The following is a 14,771-nucleotide window of genomic DNA, read 5'->3' on the forward strand; positions in this document are numbered from 1 at the left end:
CGGGGCTAATTTGTAAGCCCCGCCTTATATTATCGTTGCAGGTAAGTGCCGCCCAGTATGGCGCCCGGCGCAAATTCCGTGTTCAGCGTATTCAGCTCTTCTGGGCTTAAAATTACTTCCATCGCCTGTATATTCTCCGGCAAACGCGGCCTGCGGCTCATGCTTACTAATGGCATAATATGGTCGCCCTGCGCGTTCACCCAGGCAATGGCCAGCTGGGTTGGAGTCAATCCTTTTTCTTTTGCCAATGCTTTTAACACTTCAACTTTCTCCAGGTTCTTGATCAGGTTATCGCCCTGGAAGCGCGAGAAATGGTTATGGTAATCATCAGCCGCCAACGGCGCTTTCATGTCGCCGGTAAGTAAGCCTTCGGCGGTATTTGCAAATGCAACTACGCCAATGCCCAGTTCTTTTGCTGTGGGAAGCAGGTCGCTTTCTATCTGGCGGTCGGCCAGCGAATAGCCGATTTCCAAAGCGCTTACCGAGTGTATGCTATGGGCTTTGCGGAGTTGGTCGGCTGTTATTTCTGATACACCAAGATAACGCACCTTGCCCTCTTTGATCAGGTCGGCAACGGTACCTATCACATCTTCAACCGGCACGCTGTTATCCAGTCGGCAAGGCTGGTAAAGATCAATGGTATCAATACCTAATCGCGTTAGCGAATAATTGATAAAGTTTTTAATCGCGATAGGGCGCAGATCCAGGCCCAGCCATTGGCCGTTGTAAAAAATAGCGCCAAACTTTACGCTGATAAAGGCATCGTCCCTGCGGCCTTTAATGGCTTTGCCCACCAGCATTTCGTTGTGGCCTGCGCCGTAAAAATCGCCTGTGTTTAAAAAGTTAATGCCGTTGTCTAAAGCTGCCTGTATGGTGGCAATGCTTTCACTTTCGTCATTAGCCTTGCTTCCCCATACTGACGACATGCGCATACAGCCCAGGCCAAGTTTAGATACAAGCGGGCCATTATTACCCAGATTTATTTTTGTTATATTTTTCATAACTGATATTTTGTCTTTTAACAATACAAAGATCAGCCGTTTTGTTTAAGCGCCATATCTTTCACGGCTCAATTTACTTGCTTGTATGGCTCAATGAGGAGGCGTTTATTTTGCGCTGTCAGCATAAACCAGCGCCTCGTCTACACCTTTCGCATAGTTTTTAACGGAATAGGCAATAGGTACATCCGGCCTGAGCGGTCCGTCATAGCCTTTCCAGTTTTCCCAATAATGGGTAGAATAGCCGATTGCAATTTTTGTATGGGGCAGATTGAAACCCCTAACCTCGCCGTAATGGTTAACTGTGCCACTGGTAGGCTGGCCCAACAAAATGGCGTTGGTGTTCCGTTTAAATTCTACCGCGTTCATTAGTGCCGATGAAAAGGTTTGTTTGCCGATCAGCACAAAAAACTTCCCGTCAGTGTTCAAATAGCTTTTTGTAATGCGCTCGGCAAATGGAGTTAAAACACCCGAGTTGCCGCCGTCATTATCCCGCAGGTCAACAATAAGGCGTTTGGGCTTATTGTTGTCGATGACGTTAAAGAGACTATCGTTAAATTTCGCGAACGGGCGCCCATCCTGTTCCTGGCAGTTGTTGTAGTTAAAATAAAGTGTGCCGCTTTGCGGATCATAAGTGTACCAATAATTTCCTTTGGATTGTTGAGATGTCAGTTTGTTTTTAGATACAAGCGTGAGATTTGCGGCATCATTGCCGTTTACGGATCTGATAACACGTTTAATTGTTTTACCATCAGGACTTGTCAGATCAAAAGTGGTTTCGTCAATGCTGCCGCTCAACCGCAGGCCTTTCAGCATAGCCGGATTATTGATAAAATGCAGGAACCTTGAATCAAAGAATGAAAGGTTTTCGCTTTGGATAATTTCTTTAAACCGGCTGATCACATCCGTTATGGGATGACCGTTTACGCCGGTCAGCTTATACAGCAGGATATCGGCGTTGGCACTGTCTGTCGCTGTAACATAGATCCCTTCGGTAAATTTGTTAAACCTTACGGGGGCTATTTTGGTAAAAACCGGCTCAATATGCGTGTGCTCATCGCCTATGGCGACAACAAGTTTAAACAGCTCAACTGTAAATGTTTCGTAATCAGGGCTGGATAGACGGGAACCGATCTCATCGATCTTTTTATCAAAATCAGCCTTCGGGATCTTTGCATATAAATTAATATGCCTTTTGGGTAAAGTGTCTTTTAAATATTGCAGGTCTGCCAGGTAATCGGCCTTTGATAATCGCTGGCAAAAACCCGGCACACTGCTCATAAAGATCAAACAAAAAATGAGCGCTTTTTTCATAGTATACCTGCAAGATACTAAACAAGTTAAATACTAACAGCCAACATTTAAATAAACACGCTCTCTAAGTTTTTGCAGATGACGCAACTACCAGCTTACCTCGCCGCCATCTTTAAAAAACTTCGCGGTGGTTCCCGGCAGTGGTTGTGTAGCCAGCTCAACTATCGGTATCGCGCCTTGTTCTATAGTTTTTGCACCCTGGAACTGGTTAAGGTCTGTAGCGGTGTACCCCGGCGTGACGCTGTTAACACGGATACCGTCATTGTAAAGCTCATTGGCCAGCATTACCGTAAACGCGTTCAGCGCGGTTTTTGAAGCGCCATAGGCATTGTATTTATCCCTGTTGGTGTTTCGCCCAGCCTCGATACGCAGGGCTATAGAACCAACCTCGCTGGAGACATTGATAATAGCGGCTTCCGTGGATTTCCGCAGCAGCGGCAAAAACGCGCGCGTGGTTTGCACCGTACCAAAAAAGTTGGTGTCGAAGATGTCGCGCAGGTTTTCCATATCGCCGTTAACAAAATCCTGAGGCATATTGCCTGCAATACCGGCATTGTTGATCAAAATATCTAAAGCGTCGATCTTTGTTTCCAGCTCTTCTTTAGCCTGCTGTACCGAGTTATTATCGGCTATATCAATTACAAGCATTGCGACATTGGTAATACCCTGCCCATTCAGTTTTTTAACGGCATCAAGTCCGTGTTGTTTATCGCGGCTGCCTAAGTATACAAAGTAATTAAGTTGCGCCAGTTGTTTCGCGGTTTCAAATCCTATACCCTTATTGGCGCCGGTTATCAATACTGTTTTCATGGTTATTATTATTTCAGGACAAAGAAACACGATCAATGCCTATGCCACAATGCACTATCAAGGGTAAGTATTGGATTAATCGCCGGAGTTTACCTTTCAGCGGCTTTTGATTATATTTAGGCATTAATCGCTTTGCTATGAAAAGACTTTTGTTGGTATCAGCATTTATCGCTACGTTTTTGCTGGGATATGGATTCAGCCGTTTAATCCATGTTGCAGATAACCGCCCGCGGGTAACGGGCATAGGCGGCATCTTCTTTAAAGCTAAAGACCCGGCGGCACTCAGGGCATGGTATACCAAATACCTGGGCATCCGCACCAATGCTTACGGCGCCAACTTTGAATGGCACCAAGGCGCAGACAGTACTAAAAAGGGCTTTACAACCTGGACTCCGTTTAAAGAGACCACCAAATACTTCCAACCGTCTGACAAGCAATTCATGATCAATTACCGGGTAGAAGGCCTGGACCAGCTACTGGCCAATATGAGAGCCGCGGGTATTGTGCCCACAGACAGCGTGCAAAAAGTAAGCTACGGCAGTTTCGTCCACATTATGGATCCCGAAGGCAACAAGATAGAGCTTTGGGAACCCAATGATGTGGAATATGCTAAAATGGGTACGGCAAATACCAAATAGCTATTCTTTCGACGCCACCACAACAACGTCCTTCGCCCTGATTGCCGGTATCACCTGTAAGTTTGATAGCTTACCTTTTTCAACATGCCCCGCCACGGTGGTGTTGCCCGGCGCGTGCAGTTTAAAGTCGGCGGTCCAGTCGGCAGGCCATGCCGGGGTTAGCTGGATGCGTTTGCCGTCGCACTGCATCAGCATGTTTTGAAGCGTGATCATACCCGCGCCGCCGTTATCAAAATCGGGGATCCAGTCATGGCTGGTGCTCCAAAACCATGGGAAAAGTTGGTTGCCATAATTGGTAAACTCGGCAATGGCGGCTTTCTTTGCCACGTTGGTTAACCCTAAGATAGATGCCTGGGTACCGTCCTGTCCCCAGCAGGTGTTTTGCGGGAAGATGCGGGCGGCAAATGTGTTAAGCGCCAGTTCAAGGTTTGGTTTACCTACACCGTATATCCGATAAGGGAACGCTACATATAGCTCGGGGTTTTCACTGTTCTCTGTTTTACCATACTTTTCAGAAGGCAGAATAACGGTCTTGCCGTCCGCGTCACCTTCGCCGAAGGCGGGAGATTTGCCCCTGACGGTTTTACCCATCGGCAACGGCGGCAGGTCACGTAGTACGCGCGACCAGTTATCGCGCTGTTGTTGGGTAGTCAGCTTATGCGGCAGCGCCAGTAAGCGCGGGATGACACTCATCAGCCCGGCAATGTCCGGAGTTGGGTTTGCGGCGGTAAGCTGGTAGGTCTCTAACGACTGTATGGGCGACATATAGATCTTGCCCTTGGCATCTCTTTGCCAGTGTTTATCATAAAAGGTAATGATGGCATCGGCAAAAGGCACTGTCGATTCTTTTACAGCCGCTTTATCGCCATAGTAATCATATTGGTCAAGCATCTCGGCAATAACCTCAAGCGTACCCTGGATATGGTAGCGCTGCCAGCGGCTGTCTATCTGATTGGTTGGGTTGTTCGTGCCAAAATCTTCCATTCTTGGCACCCCAAAGAACTCCATTGTTTCGGGGAAGCTTGCGCCGCCATGCTGGTAATATACACGGTTACGTGCTATGGCAAAATCCAGCCGCTTCAGGTACATGCCAAACCAGGGTTTAAGCAGGTCGTTGTCGCCGGTCATTACCAATGGCCAATACAGCAGGCGGTTGTTCTGGTGCCAGTAGCTCTCGCCCCACTCGCGGAAATCGGCGTTGTGCTCTTTAGCACTTTGTTTAACGCCTTCGGCCATATCATGGCCTACGGTAAACAGGCCGCCGTTAAACTTAACAGCAGATTCGCCGCGCGATGATGCCGCCATCATATAACGCTGCATGGCATAGCCCTGCGATACCTTTTGCGCGTCGCCGGTGCCGGTTACGTGGATCCAGCTGCGGTTCCAGAAGTTGGCCCACCATTGCTCATGCGCCTTACGCAGGCTACTGATATCCTGTTTTGAGATGGCATCAGTCAGTGTATTGACCTGTTTGTTCCAGTCGGCGGGCGATGCTGTTTTGGTATCGGCAAGGGCCACAATATCAAGCCGTAGTTGTTTTGCGGCTTTTGCCGATTTTAACGTGCGGTCATCTTGTTTAACAAGCCCCGGGCCGTTCATCAGGGCGCCAAAGCAACGCTGATAAAGCGGATCAGGGTATTTACTGATCAGGCTTTCCAAATGCTGTTGCTTCAGCACGTAAGGGTAATAACTATCGGCATTGTAATGGCACCAGGCTATGCGGTTTTGTTTTACCGGGAAGATAACATCGGGCTTTAGTTTCGGCTGGCGGTCGCCGGCCATTATGGCTGCAAGGTCGGGCCCGGTGGCCGAGAAATCCGCGGCGGCCTCTGTCTTGCGCCAGATCTCGGCTGCGGCAGTAAGCGTGCCGGCACCGGAGAGACTGGCCTGTACGTGCACCACCGGGTGATTAGCGTCTATCCATACCCATACCTTATTGTTGCCGCGTTTAAGTTCAAGCATGCCGCTTTCCAGGCGCAGCACGTGGGTAAACCCGGTGCTGTCTGCAAAGGGGTTGGGGCTTAACTTTACCCTTACGCGGCCTATTTTAAGGAGATTGCCGGTCTCTGCCCAGGCGTTTGATTTAGCGATGAGCAGCAGGATATCGCCGTTCTTCTCTGTCCAGACATTGGCGGCGATGTCGCCATTACCTAAGGGCATCGAGCTGTTCTCGTCATTGCCAAGGCTATGCCATTCTACATTGTTTGACGCGGCCATGGCTGTAGCCGAGGGCTGCCTTACCTGCGCTTGCGACAGCGTGGTTTTAATAAGAAACAAACTCAATAACAAAGGCACAAATTGTCTGTTCATGGCTGAAAAGGTAAATGGGTTTATACTGTTAAAGGTGTTATGTTAACACCAATTGGTCAATACCAAAAATAGATGATTTATAAGCTGTTATTGTTGCGGGGTGCAACAATTTTGACAATTATTTATGCTAAGTTATAAGCAACTTTAACATAAACAGTAATGCAGCATGCAAATAACACAGCCCTGCAGCAGGTGTACCAAACTGAATGTGTCCCGATGATACAACTTGATACACCTGTTTTTGTAACGCGCTGGTAATTAACAAACTGACTTTTTGAAATTGCTTTCATGATACAGTTTGGTACAGATTTTCTGACTTATAAGTAGTTTTTGGCAAGGACGTTTTCTGACGAAATGGTGCCACCATAAATTTGGAAAATGGTGTCTGAAGCGATCATCATGTAAGCCAATCCGGGGCGTTTAGGCGTTTGCGCTCTTGGCTTGCCCCGCTATGGCCGCGGAGGCCTTTGTTCTTTTCCTTGATGAAAAGAACCAAAAATCAAGTCAGCAAAGAGGCTTCTTTTGCCGCACAGGCCTTTGCCCGGCAAAACTGATAAAACCACGGGCTGCATAATTTTGCCGCAGCCACTCTTGCCCAACGCTCATGGCAAAAAGACGCTATGCCCTTTCCGCCCGCAAGCCCAAATGTTTTATCATTTTTCACCCGAAGCTTTTTTGCTGACACTTTGGTTATGAACAATAACTGCGTATTTGTACAGAATTAAAAGAAGCGCAAAGGCCTGTCAGGGCGCGCGGCCGGAAGTCTGGCCTGTGCAGTGGCAGCGATCGGCCTGACTTGATTTATTCACTTGTTTTTTCTTTTTTTAAGAGGTGTTCATGAGGTCGCTACGCTTAGTTTTTTGGTTACTTTTTGTATCAAGACAAAAAGTGACAAGGCCTCCGCGGCCATAGCGGGGCAAGCCAAGCGCGCAAGATAAACTGATAAGGCAGGCTTTTGCCCGACGTGCTTGCGTCGGCTTGGGTTTATTCGTTTACTATTAATCCCTTGTTTTGCGCTTTAAATAAATAAGAACATTCCGATTTATTAATTTCATCTTTCTTTTCTTGGTATACCGACAGTACGCTTGCAGATACGCCGATGGAGCCAACAATAAGCCCGGCGATCGGTTTAATTGGAGTGGTCACAGCGCCAATTAAAGACAAGGATTGAAATAATTTTGGTGTTTCTAACTTTAGCAATGATTCGAAAGAACTTAAAAATGTCTTTATTTTATTACGATGATATAAAGCATTAAGCGTATTCAACTCCTTTTCAATATGTTCTTTTAATTCAATCTGATATTGTAACGCATCTTGCTGAGATTCGGATTTTTTGAGCTTGTCTTGAGTGACCGTCAGTAACTTTCTAAATTCAATTAAATCGTTTCGATGAGCTTTTTTGAATTTAATAATTTCTTTTAGTGAAGTTCCCGGAACTGGCACTGGAAGGCAATTACTCAGTATAAAATTCATCGCGGGGATTTTTTGCCCGGTAGACTGAAATGCAATATCCTCATATGTTTTTTTGTCGGTAGAAGGTATGACCAATGCGTCTTTGGTCGTTTTTGCTACGTACTGCGCAAGTATCCCCATATAAAAAGTCCCAACTATTTCGTCTGTTACAATTGCCCCATTGGTTTGCTTAGTTATAAACCCCTTGTCTTTTAAATGTTGCTGGATATTGTAGGTTAGCTTTTGATTGTATAGCTCATAATATCGCTGGTCCGAGATATAACTAGGCCGAACCATCCGACGTTCAAACTCAATAGAATTTGTAGTATCTATAAAAAATCTCTCAAATTCTTGAAATTCTTCTGTGTATTGACTTAATAATTGCTTAATAAAAACCGGCTTATATTGCTTTTCATCTATTAGAAACTTAAGTGTATCAGTAAATCGCGTATCATTAATCCGCTCATAAGGAACAATAGAAGAAACTGTATCTGTATACAATAGCGCTGAACATAACCAATTGTCTGTAGGAATATCTATTGTGGGATAATACAATAATGTTCGGTCCATACCTAAAAGTGATTCGGTTAATGATTTAATTAATTGTAAATCTAAATAAAAACAATATAATTGCTCATCGAAAACTCATCAAGGTATTAATTAAATTAGTCTTAACTAAATTTCTTATTTATGAATATCGATGATAAAATATCAGTGTTTGTACCAAGAAGCAAAAAACTACTCTCAACGTAACCACTAATGAGTAATTCAGACTAATAAGCTGTAGTCTATGGCTATCAAACAAAAAACCCCTCAGAAATAATCCGAAGGGTTTAAAAATGTGCTTATATAACCTATTTTATGGCTATTTCTTCGCGATCTTGTATAATTTGCCGTTATCTGTAGCTGCATAAATAGCTCCGTCTTTGCCGGTGGCCATGCAACGCCAGCGTTCGCCTTTATCAGCCAGTAAACGCTCTTCGCCTACTACTTTATTGTTTTCAATAACCAGGCGCGCAATGTGGTTACCGCTCAGGCCGCCTACAAACATGTTGTTTTTCCACTCGGCTATATTGCCTGTATAAAACATCATGCAGCCCGGGGATATTACCGGGTCCCAATAGTAAACCGGCTGTATGGTGCCTTCTTTTTGTTGGATACCATCGTAAACCTTTTCGCCACTGTATTCAATGCCGTAAGTAACATAAGGCCAGCCGTAATTACCTCCCGGTTTAATTAAATTAACCTCGTCGCCTCCGCGTGGGCCAAATTCTGTTTCCCACAGGTCGCCGGTAACGGGGTTAATAAAAAGGCCGTCCGGGTTACGGAAGCCATAAGCATATATTTCAGGTTTGGCATCAGCCTTTCCAATAAAAGGGTTATCAGCAACCGGCTTTCCTTCTTTGGTGATGTGGATCATCTTACCGGTGGTAGTACCTAGGTCTTGCGCCTTAACCCGGATATCATTAGCCTGGCGGTCGCCTGAGCTTACAAACAGGTTACCCTGCTTGTCAAACACCAACCTCGACCCAAACTGGCCAGCACCTTTATAGCGCGGGAAAGCTTCCCAGATCACCCTTACATCTTCCAATTTAGTTTCATCGGCAGATAATTTTCCTTTTGCTACGGCCAGCGTTGCGCCTTCGCCCGGTTGGGCATAGGTCCAGTAGATCATCCGGTTTTTAGCAAAATCCGGATCAATATTTACATCCAGTAATCCGCCCTGGCCCTGAAACTGTACCTCGGGGAAACCTGTAATGGTTTTAACAATTTGCCCTGCGGTAGTTACAATCTGCATTGTCCCCGGTTTACTGCTGATCAGTAAACGTCCGTCGGGCAAAACATGCATGCCCCAGGGACCCTTTAGCGTGCTGTTGATAACGGTAACGGTATAAGGTGTTTTGGTGGTGACGCTGCCGATACGGGTTTGCCCCTCGAAAGCAGGTTTATAGTCGCTGTTAGCTTTGTTTTTTTCTACCGGTTCGCCTGTTTGGGCCGAGGCCGCAAGAGTTGTTAAAACAAGCATGGCCCCTATTGACAAAGGCTTATAAATTTTTGATAGCATAAATGATCTGATTAATGTTCAACGTAATTTACAATGTTGAATGGTATATGTTTGATTATCACCTTTTTTTTACAAATAGCGGATATTGGTTAATAAGGTACATTAGCTTTTACACACAGGCTTTTGCCCGACATCCTTGTGCCGGCCTGGGATTATCAACTGAGGTAAGCTTAGTTAGCCCCAAATAGTAAATAAGTTGTTGGTTGTTAATTAATTATCTACCTTGTGTATATTCAATAAACCAATATCTTATGAAACCGCAACATCACTTATTCCTATTGATGGCATTTGCCATCTGTGTACAATCCTGTAAAAAGAGTTCAAAGAACAGCGGGCCTTCTACCGCTAAAGTAAAGTATCTTACGCAAGCAATCACTATTACAACTTCATCTAATGGCCCTACTTACAATTCGATAACTACTTACACATACAATGATAAGAAACGATTGAGCACGACGAAGCAGGCAGTCCAGGGAAGCAATGGACAGATCAATATAAGTACTTATACTTACAATGGGGATCAACTATACTCGATCCACGTGACATATAATGGGATAGTTTCAAGTGATAAAGTATTCGCTTACAATAATGATGGTACGCTCAAAACAGTCATATTAACAACCTATAGGAATGGCTCAGTATTCAATACTGTGGAGTACGGCTATGTTTACAAGGATGGGAAGGTTTCCGAAAGGCATCACGAAATGAATTATGAGTTATTTACCTATGACAGCAATAATAACCTGATCAAATCGGATGGCCACGGACAATTCAGCATAGTTGTTACTTACACCTATGACAATAAGAAAAGTTTGTTTACCGGTTTGACTACCAAAATGGAGTTAGGCGGTATAGACATAGACCCTGCAGGCGATCGTTATAATACCAATAATGTAGTGCAGCAATCTATAACCGTTGATTCAGGGACCACTAATACCAGTAGTTTTGTTAACCTTGTTTATGACAGCGATGGCTACCCAACCGGTGGCACCACAGGTGACGCAACCAATGGCAGTAAGATTAGTTATACCTATAGCACACTTGACTAATGCGCTAAATATCCCTGCTGTTCGAAGTTTTTCAACTTCGAACGATTATGCCTGTAGTCTGTGATTACCGAAAACAAAAAGCCCCTCAGAAATTAATCTGAAGGGTTTTAGCCCGGCAAATCGTGCCGTTATTTATCGTACATTTTTTGATAGTATTCGTCGGCCATTCGTGCTGCTTCAAATGCGGGCGCTACATCCGCGGCAGCTTTTTTGACTATGTTTAGCCATTGCTGCTGATCATGGTAATACATAGGTATAACACCCTGCTCCAACATATCCATCAGGCTTTCGTTTTCCAGTTTATCCGCATCGGGCGATCCCTTAGGCGCGGGTTCAATAACAAAGCAGTTTTCTTTGTCTTTAGCAAATTCTGGTACCCAGCCATCCGGTAAAGAAAGGTTGATAGCGCCGTTCATTGCCGCCGTCATCCCGCTGGTGCCTGATGCCTCGCGATACATTCTTGGGTTATTCAGCCAAACATCGGTACCTCTTTTTAATAATGCCGAAAGCTCAAGCTCATAACCAACCAATACCGCACAGTTAGCAATGGGTTTTGCCCGTTCTATAATATGGTTAAACAGGTCGATAGATCCATGATCCTCGGGGTAAGGCTTTCCGGCCCAAATGATCTGCACCGGGGTTTCGGTGTTGTTTATCAGTTTTAAAAATCGCTCCCAATCATACATGGCCAGGTCGGCACGTTTATAGCCTGCAAAACGGCGTGCCCAAACAATGGTAAGTACATCCTCATGAAAAAGTTTGCCGCACTGGTTGGCCACCTCTTTAAACAATTGTTTTTTCAGCTCCTTTTTTCGGGTGCTTATTGCTTCGTCGTTACCGGCTTTAATAGCATCATCTAACAGGGTATCTTTCCAGTATTTTTTATTTTGCGCATTTGTTATCGCTATGATCTCGCAGATGCCGGGATAACTGCTCCACATTTCTCTTGACACCTCGCCATGTAATTGCGAAACGCCGTTAGCTCTTTTGGCAAATTTGAGCGCGGCAAGCGTAAAGTTAAAGTTAGGGTCGTTCATCCCCAGCAAAGACCTTACCTCATGTTCCTGCAGGTGGTAAAAAAACGACATGGCGCTTAACTCGCTGAAACCATGCTCTTCGTTACCGGCCATCTCGGGTGTGTGGGTTGTAAAAACTACGCGCTTTTTGATCTCATCCAGGTTTTGATATTTAGCATACAGGTAAAAGTTAAGCGGTACGGAATGCCCCTCGTTCATATGATAAATATTTGGTTGGATACCAAGCGCGTCAAGCAACATGGCGCCGCCAATACCCAATATCATGCTTTGCGCCATGCGGGTAGGCTGATGCGGATCATACAAGTGCTGGGTAATGGTGCGCGACAAATAATCATTCTCCGGGATATCTGTGCTCAACAAAAACAACGGAGCCGAGCCAAAGGTGTCCGGTTTTAAAAGATAAGCCTTAACGTGCACCGGCGCGTTATGCACCTGCACGGTAACCATAATCCCGGTATCTTCAAGAAAAGCGTACTCCTTTTCAACATAAGCGGGTTTCATCAAGGCGTTCTCGTCGCGTTCCTGGTCGTAATAACCATATTTCCATAAAATGCCCACCCCAATCAGGTTTTGCTTTAATTCATAAGCACTGCGCAGGTGCGAGCCGGCTAAAAAGCCCAGGCCGCCGCTATAAATTTTGAGCGCCTGATCGATAGCAAACTCCATGGAAAAGTAGGCTACGGCGGTTTTGTATTTAGGGTCGATGTTATAGGTAAAAATAGCGTCTTTACTGATCATGAGTTTAGATTTTAATACCGGTAAGATAACAGCAGATCAATAACTGGCGATTGGCTGTATATTATGATTATATAAACAATCCATTTAAAATAACAGACGCCGAACAGCGTATTTTGTTTTTCGGAATAAAGCAATTTAAAACCCTTCAGATATGACCTGAAGGGTTTTAAATTGTTGGAGCTACCGGGTTAGAACCAGTGGCCCTCTGGCTTGTTAACGGATAAGCGGGGCATCTACCCGTCTACATCTGGAGTATCTTCGCAACTTTACGGTCTTAATTGATAAACTGAATAATAAACCCGCCTTTAACCGGTAGCGTGTATGACCAGGCCGAACTGACAGGATACGTTTGCACGTTAAATTCCATCAGTTTATCTTTTCCTTCTGATATTAATCTGAATTTAGAAAAGCCCTTGCCCCATTTTTTGAGATCAAGTTTAATAGCTTGCGCGCTGTTGGTGCCGTTTATCCCCACAATATAATGAAGCGCGTCTTTTTGCCGGTAAAGCACTACTGATTTACCAGGGTCGGCTATGATACATTCTGTTTTATCCCAGGTGGCAGGCATGTCTCTGAATAAATTTTTAACCTCGTCAGGGAGTGCATCAAATACCTCTTTTGAATCCGCAAAATGAATTATCCCTGATGTATAGATCATGGCCATAGCAAGTTCATGCACGGCAGTATTTAAACGTGGAAATTTTCTTATGGTTAACGCAAATGGTGTATAGTCAACCGGGCCTGCCACATTCCTCGTAAAAGGCAGTACTGTGTTTTGCTCTGCAGCTTTGTCCGGGAATCGTGGTTCATAAAAATAGCTTTCTGTACCCAATATGGCTTCGGCCGTTACATAGTTTGGCCATGTTCTTTGCCAGCCCCTCGGGGCGGTAGTGCCATGAAGATCAATCAATAGGTGTTCATTGGCGGCGTCTTCAAAAACGGATTGTATAGCGGCCATTACTTCCTGCCTGTCTGAACACCAGAAATCTATCTTAACCCCAACAACTCCCATTTCAGCCAGCTGTTTAAATCTTTCCTTCCTTTTTTCCGGATCAAAATACTGCGATGAATAACCCCAAACCAATGGTTTAACCCCTTTAGATAAAGCATGGTCAATAATCTTTCCCTCTTTGTTAGCTTTTTCCCACCCGGCATCAAAAAGCGTGTACTTAAAGCCATATGAGGCTGAGAGGTCTGTAAATTCATTATAAATTTTTGGCGTAAAATCATCGGGGTGAGACCACCAAGACCATGCGGCTTTACCCGGTTGTATCCATGAAACATCTTTGATTTTTGAGGCAGGCGCCAGATCTGTGATCAATGTTGACAGCAATATATCTCCGGCCCGGTCGCCTATAATAATAGTCCGCCATGGCATGGTCCATGGAAGGGTTGACTGCGGATAAGCATGTTCTTTTTCGGCTAAAGGAAGGGTATACTTCTCATCCTTTTCAGCAAATGCAATCCGGTAGATCCCGCCTTTAGAATCCGGCTGTAAGTGGCAGCCGGGGAATGAACCATCCGTACCTGATTCTGAAATCAACACCCAGCTTTTATGATCATTTACATTAAACAGAGCAGGCATACACCAACCAACTGCAGGGTTGCGTGAGTTAGCAACGGGGTCGCCCGAATTTACAGGCAGGTAAAAATCTTCATATCCCGGTGTATATGGCCCCGCCTTATCATAGGGTTCCATCCAGCCATTTGAATTTTGTGTTATATGAAAACCTGTAAGCTCATCTTTTATTGACCTCATGTGTTTTTCCGCATCCTGAAACCGGTAACGAAAAGCTACACCTTCTTTTCCGGCAACAAGATCCAGTATCATCAACGCCCCTTGTGCGTTTTTTAAAGTTATACTTCTGTGTTCAAGAACATGGTCTACACTTTTGTTATTAGCAACAATTAATTGATAATGCTCTCTTGTTTCTTGAACGGGCGAAACTTCAACTACTGACAATGCCGATGTAAAATCCTGATCGTCGCAACTTAAACCAAGCGGGGAGTCGGCAATTATTATTTTATTTCTTCGGGTTACGTTATAAGACAACTTTCCGTCTGTGGTTAGCGACAACGTAATTTTATTAAGGTGATCTTTAGACGCTAAGTACAGCTCCTTTGTTTGTGCAAAGCTGTTTGCAGTTAAAAAAAATGCTTCAAGCGCTAATAAGCAATAAATAAATTTGTTTTTCATATGTTATTATCAAAGCGAATATTAATCAGGTTTATCTAAATAATGAAGCGATGAAATTATAGAATTGCCATTTTAAAAAAATGGACGATGTAACTAAATCCATGGACGTTATTACCATGGTAAACTTTACGTGAAATTGTTTCATCCTTTGACCGGTGCTATC

At 44.6% G+C, this 14,771-nt stretch carries 10 protein-coding genes; 2 read left to right on the forward strand and 8 right to left on the reverse strand.

Annotation, left to right across the window (positions count from 1 at the left end; genetic code table 11):
* Positions 1 to 29 precede the first annotated feature (29 nt).
* From FO440_RS04220 to FO440_RS04230, 3 genes are all read right to left on the reverse strand, one after another.
* Complete coding sequence (locus FO440_RS04220; protein ID WP_144246971.1) at positions 30 to 1,001, reverse strand: aldo/keto reductase; 972 nt, start codon at positions 999 to 1,001, stop codon at positions 30 to 32.
* Positions 1,002 to 1,106: 105 nt separating this feature from the next.
* Positions 1,107 to 2,312, reverse strand: a complete 1,206-nt coding sequence (locus FO440_RS04225; protein ID WP_144246972.1) for a S41 family peptidase — start codon at positions 2,310 to 2,312, stop codon at positions 1,107 to 1,109.
* A gap of 87 nt (positions 2,313 to 2,399) precedes the next feature.
* A complete protein-coding gene (locus FO440_RS04230) occupies positions 2,400 to 3,122 on the reverse strand; it encodes an SDR family NAD(P)-dependent oxidoreductase (RefSeq protein WP_144246973.1) in 723 nt (240 codons plus the stop codon).
* A gap of 137 nt (positions 3,123 to 3,259) precedes the next feature.
* Here FO440_RS04230 and FO440_RS04235 point away from each other — a divergent pair, with 137 nt between their 5' ends.
* Positions 3,260 to 3,760, forward strand: coding sequence for a VOC family protein (locus FO440_RS04235; protein WP_144246974.1), 501 nt, complete (start codon positions 3,260 to 3,262; stop codon positions 3,758 to 3,760).
* On the opposite strand, the gene FO440_RS04240 is transcribed toward FO440_RS04235, so the two are convergent.
* The 3 genes from FO440_RS04240 to FO440_RS04250 all read right to left on the reverse strand — a co-directional run bounded on the left by FO440_RS04240 (position 3,761) and on the right by FO440_RS04250 (position 9,587).
* The gene (locus FO440_RS04240) at positions 3,761 to 6,070 is read right to left on the reverse strand and encodes a DUF5703 domain-containing protein (protein ID WP_144246975.1); all 2,310 of its coding nucleotides are present in this window, start codon (positions 6,068 to 6,070) and stop codon (positions 3,761 to 3,763) included.
* A gap of 984 nt (positions 6,071 to 7,054) precedes the next feature.
* Positions 7,055 to 8,092: a DUF6236 family protein gene (locus tag FO440_RS04245; protein ID WP_144246976.1), complete on the reverse strand. Its 1,038-nt coding sequence runs from the start codon at positions 8,090 to 8,092 to the stop codon at positions 7,055 to 7,057.
* Positions 8,093 to 8,387: 295 nt separating this feature from the next.
* Positions 8,388 to 9,587 carry a PQQ-dependent sugar dehydrogenase gene (locus tag FO440_RS04250; protein WP_144246977.1) on the reverse strand — a complete coding sequence of 400 codons (1,200 nt, stop codon included), beginning with the start codon at positions 9,585 to 9,587 and terminating at the stop codon, positions 8,388 to 8,390.
* 251 nt (positions 9,588 to 9,838) lie between these two features.
* Between FO440_RS04250 and FO440_RS04255 the strand changes: the two genes are divergently transcribed.
* Complete coding sequence (locus FO440_RS04255) at positions 9,839 to 10,636, forward strand: hypothetical protein (RefSeq protein WP_144246978.1); 798 nt, start codon at positions 9,839 to 9,841, stop codon at positions 10,634 to 10,636.
* Positions 10,637 to 10,764: 128 nt separating this feature from the next.
* On the opposite strand, the gene glgP is transcribed toward FO440_RS04255, so the two are convergent.
* Together glgP and FO440_RS04265 are read right to left on the reverse strand one after the other, a co-directional pair.
* Positions 10,765 to 12,411: an alpha-glucan family phosphorylase gene (glgP, locus tag FO440_RS04260; RefSeq protein WP_144246979.1), complete on the reverse strand. Its 1,647-nt coding sequence runs from the start codon at positions 12,409 to 12,411 to the stop codon at positions 10,765 to 10,767.
* Positions 12,412 to 12,685: 274 nt separating this feature from the next.
* On the reverse strand, positions 12,686 to 14,608 hold the full coding sequence (locus FO440_RS04265; protein WP_144246980.1) for a glycoside hydrolase family 97 protein: 1,923 nt from the start codon (positions 14,606 to 14,608) through the stop codon (positions 12,686 to 12,688).
* Between the last annotated feature and the right edge of the window lie 163 nt (positions 14,609 to 14,771).

This window comes from Mucilaginibacter corticis (assembly GCF_007558865.1).
In the GTDB taxonomy this organism is placed as follows: Bacteria; Bacteroidota; Bacteroidia; order Sphingobacteriales; family Sphingobacteriaceae; genus Mucilaginibacter; species Mucilaginibacter corticis.

Bases quoted from the DNA above. Each gene is read 5' to 3' on its own strand.
- FO440_RS04220 (WP_144246971.1), bottom strand. From the start codon at position 1,001: ATGAAAAATATAACAAAAATAAATCTGGGTAATAATGGCCCGCTTGTA.
- FO440_RS04225 (WP_144246972.1), bottom strand. From the start codon at position 2,312: ATGAAAAAAGCGCTCATTTTTTGTTTGATCTTTATGAGCAGTGTGCCG.
- FO440_RS04230 (WP_144246973.1), bottom strand. From the start codon at position 3,122: ATGAAAACAGTATTGATAACCGGCGCCAATAAGGGTATAGGATTTGAA.
- FO440_RS04235 (WP_144246974.1), top strand. From the start codon at position 3,260: ATGAAAAGACTTTTGTTGGTATCAGCATTTATCGCTACGTTTTTGCTG.
- FO440_RS04240 (WP_144246975.1), bottom strand. From the start codon at position 6,070: ATGAACAGACAATTTGTGCCTTTGTTATTGAGTTTGTTTCTTATTAAA.
- FO440_RS04245 (WP_144246976.1), bottom strand. From the start codon at position 8,092: ATGGACCGAACATTATTGTATTATCCCACAATAGATATTCCTACAGAC.
- FO440_RS04250 (WP_144246977.1), bottom strand. From the start codon at position 9,587: ATGCTATCAAAAATTTATAAGCCTTTGTCAATAGGGGCCATGCTTGTT.
- FO440_RS04255 (WP_144246978.1), top strand. From the start codon at position 9,839: ATGAAACCGCAACATCACTTATTCCTATTGATGGCATTTGCCATCTGT.
- glgP (WP_144246979.1), bottom strand. From the start codon at position 12,411: ATGATCAGTAAAGACGCTATTTTTACCTATAACATCGACCCTAAATAC.
- FO440_RS04265 (WP_144246980.1), bottom strand. From the start codon at position 14,608: ATGAAAAACAAATTTATTTATTGCTTATTAGCGCTTGAAGCATTTTTT.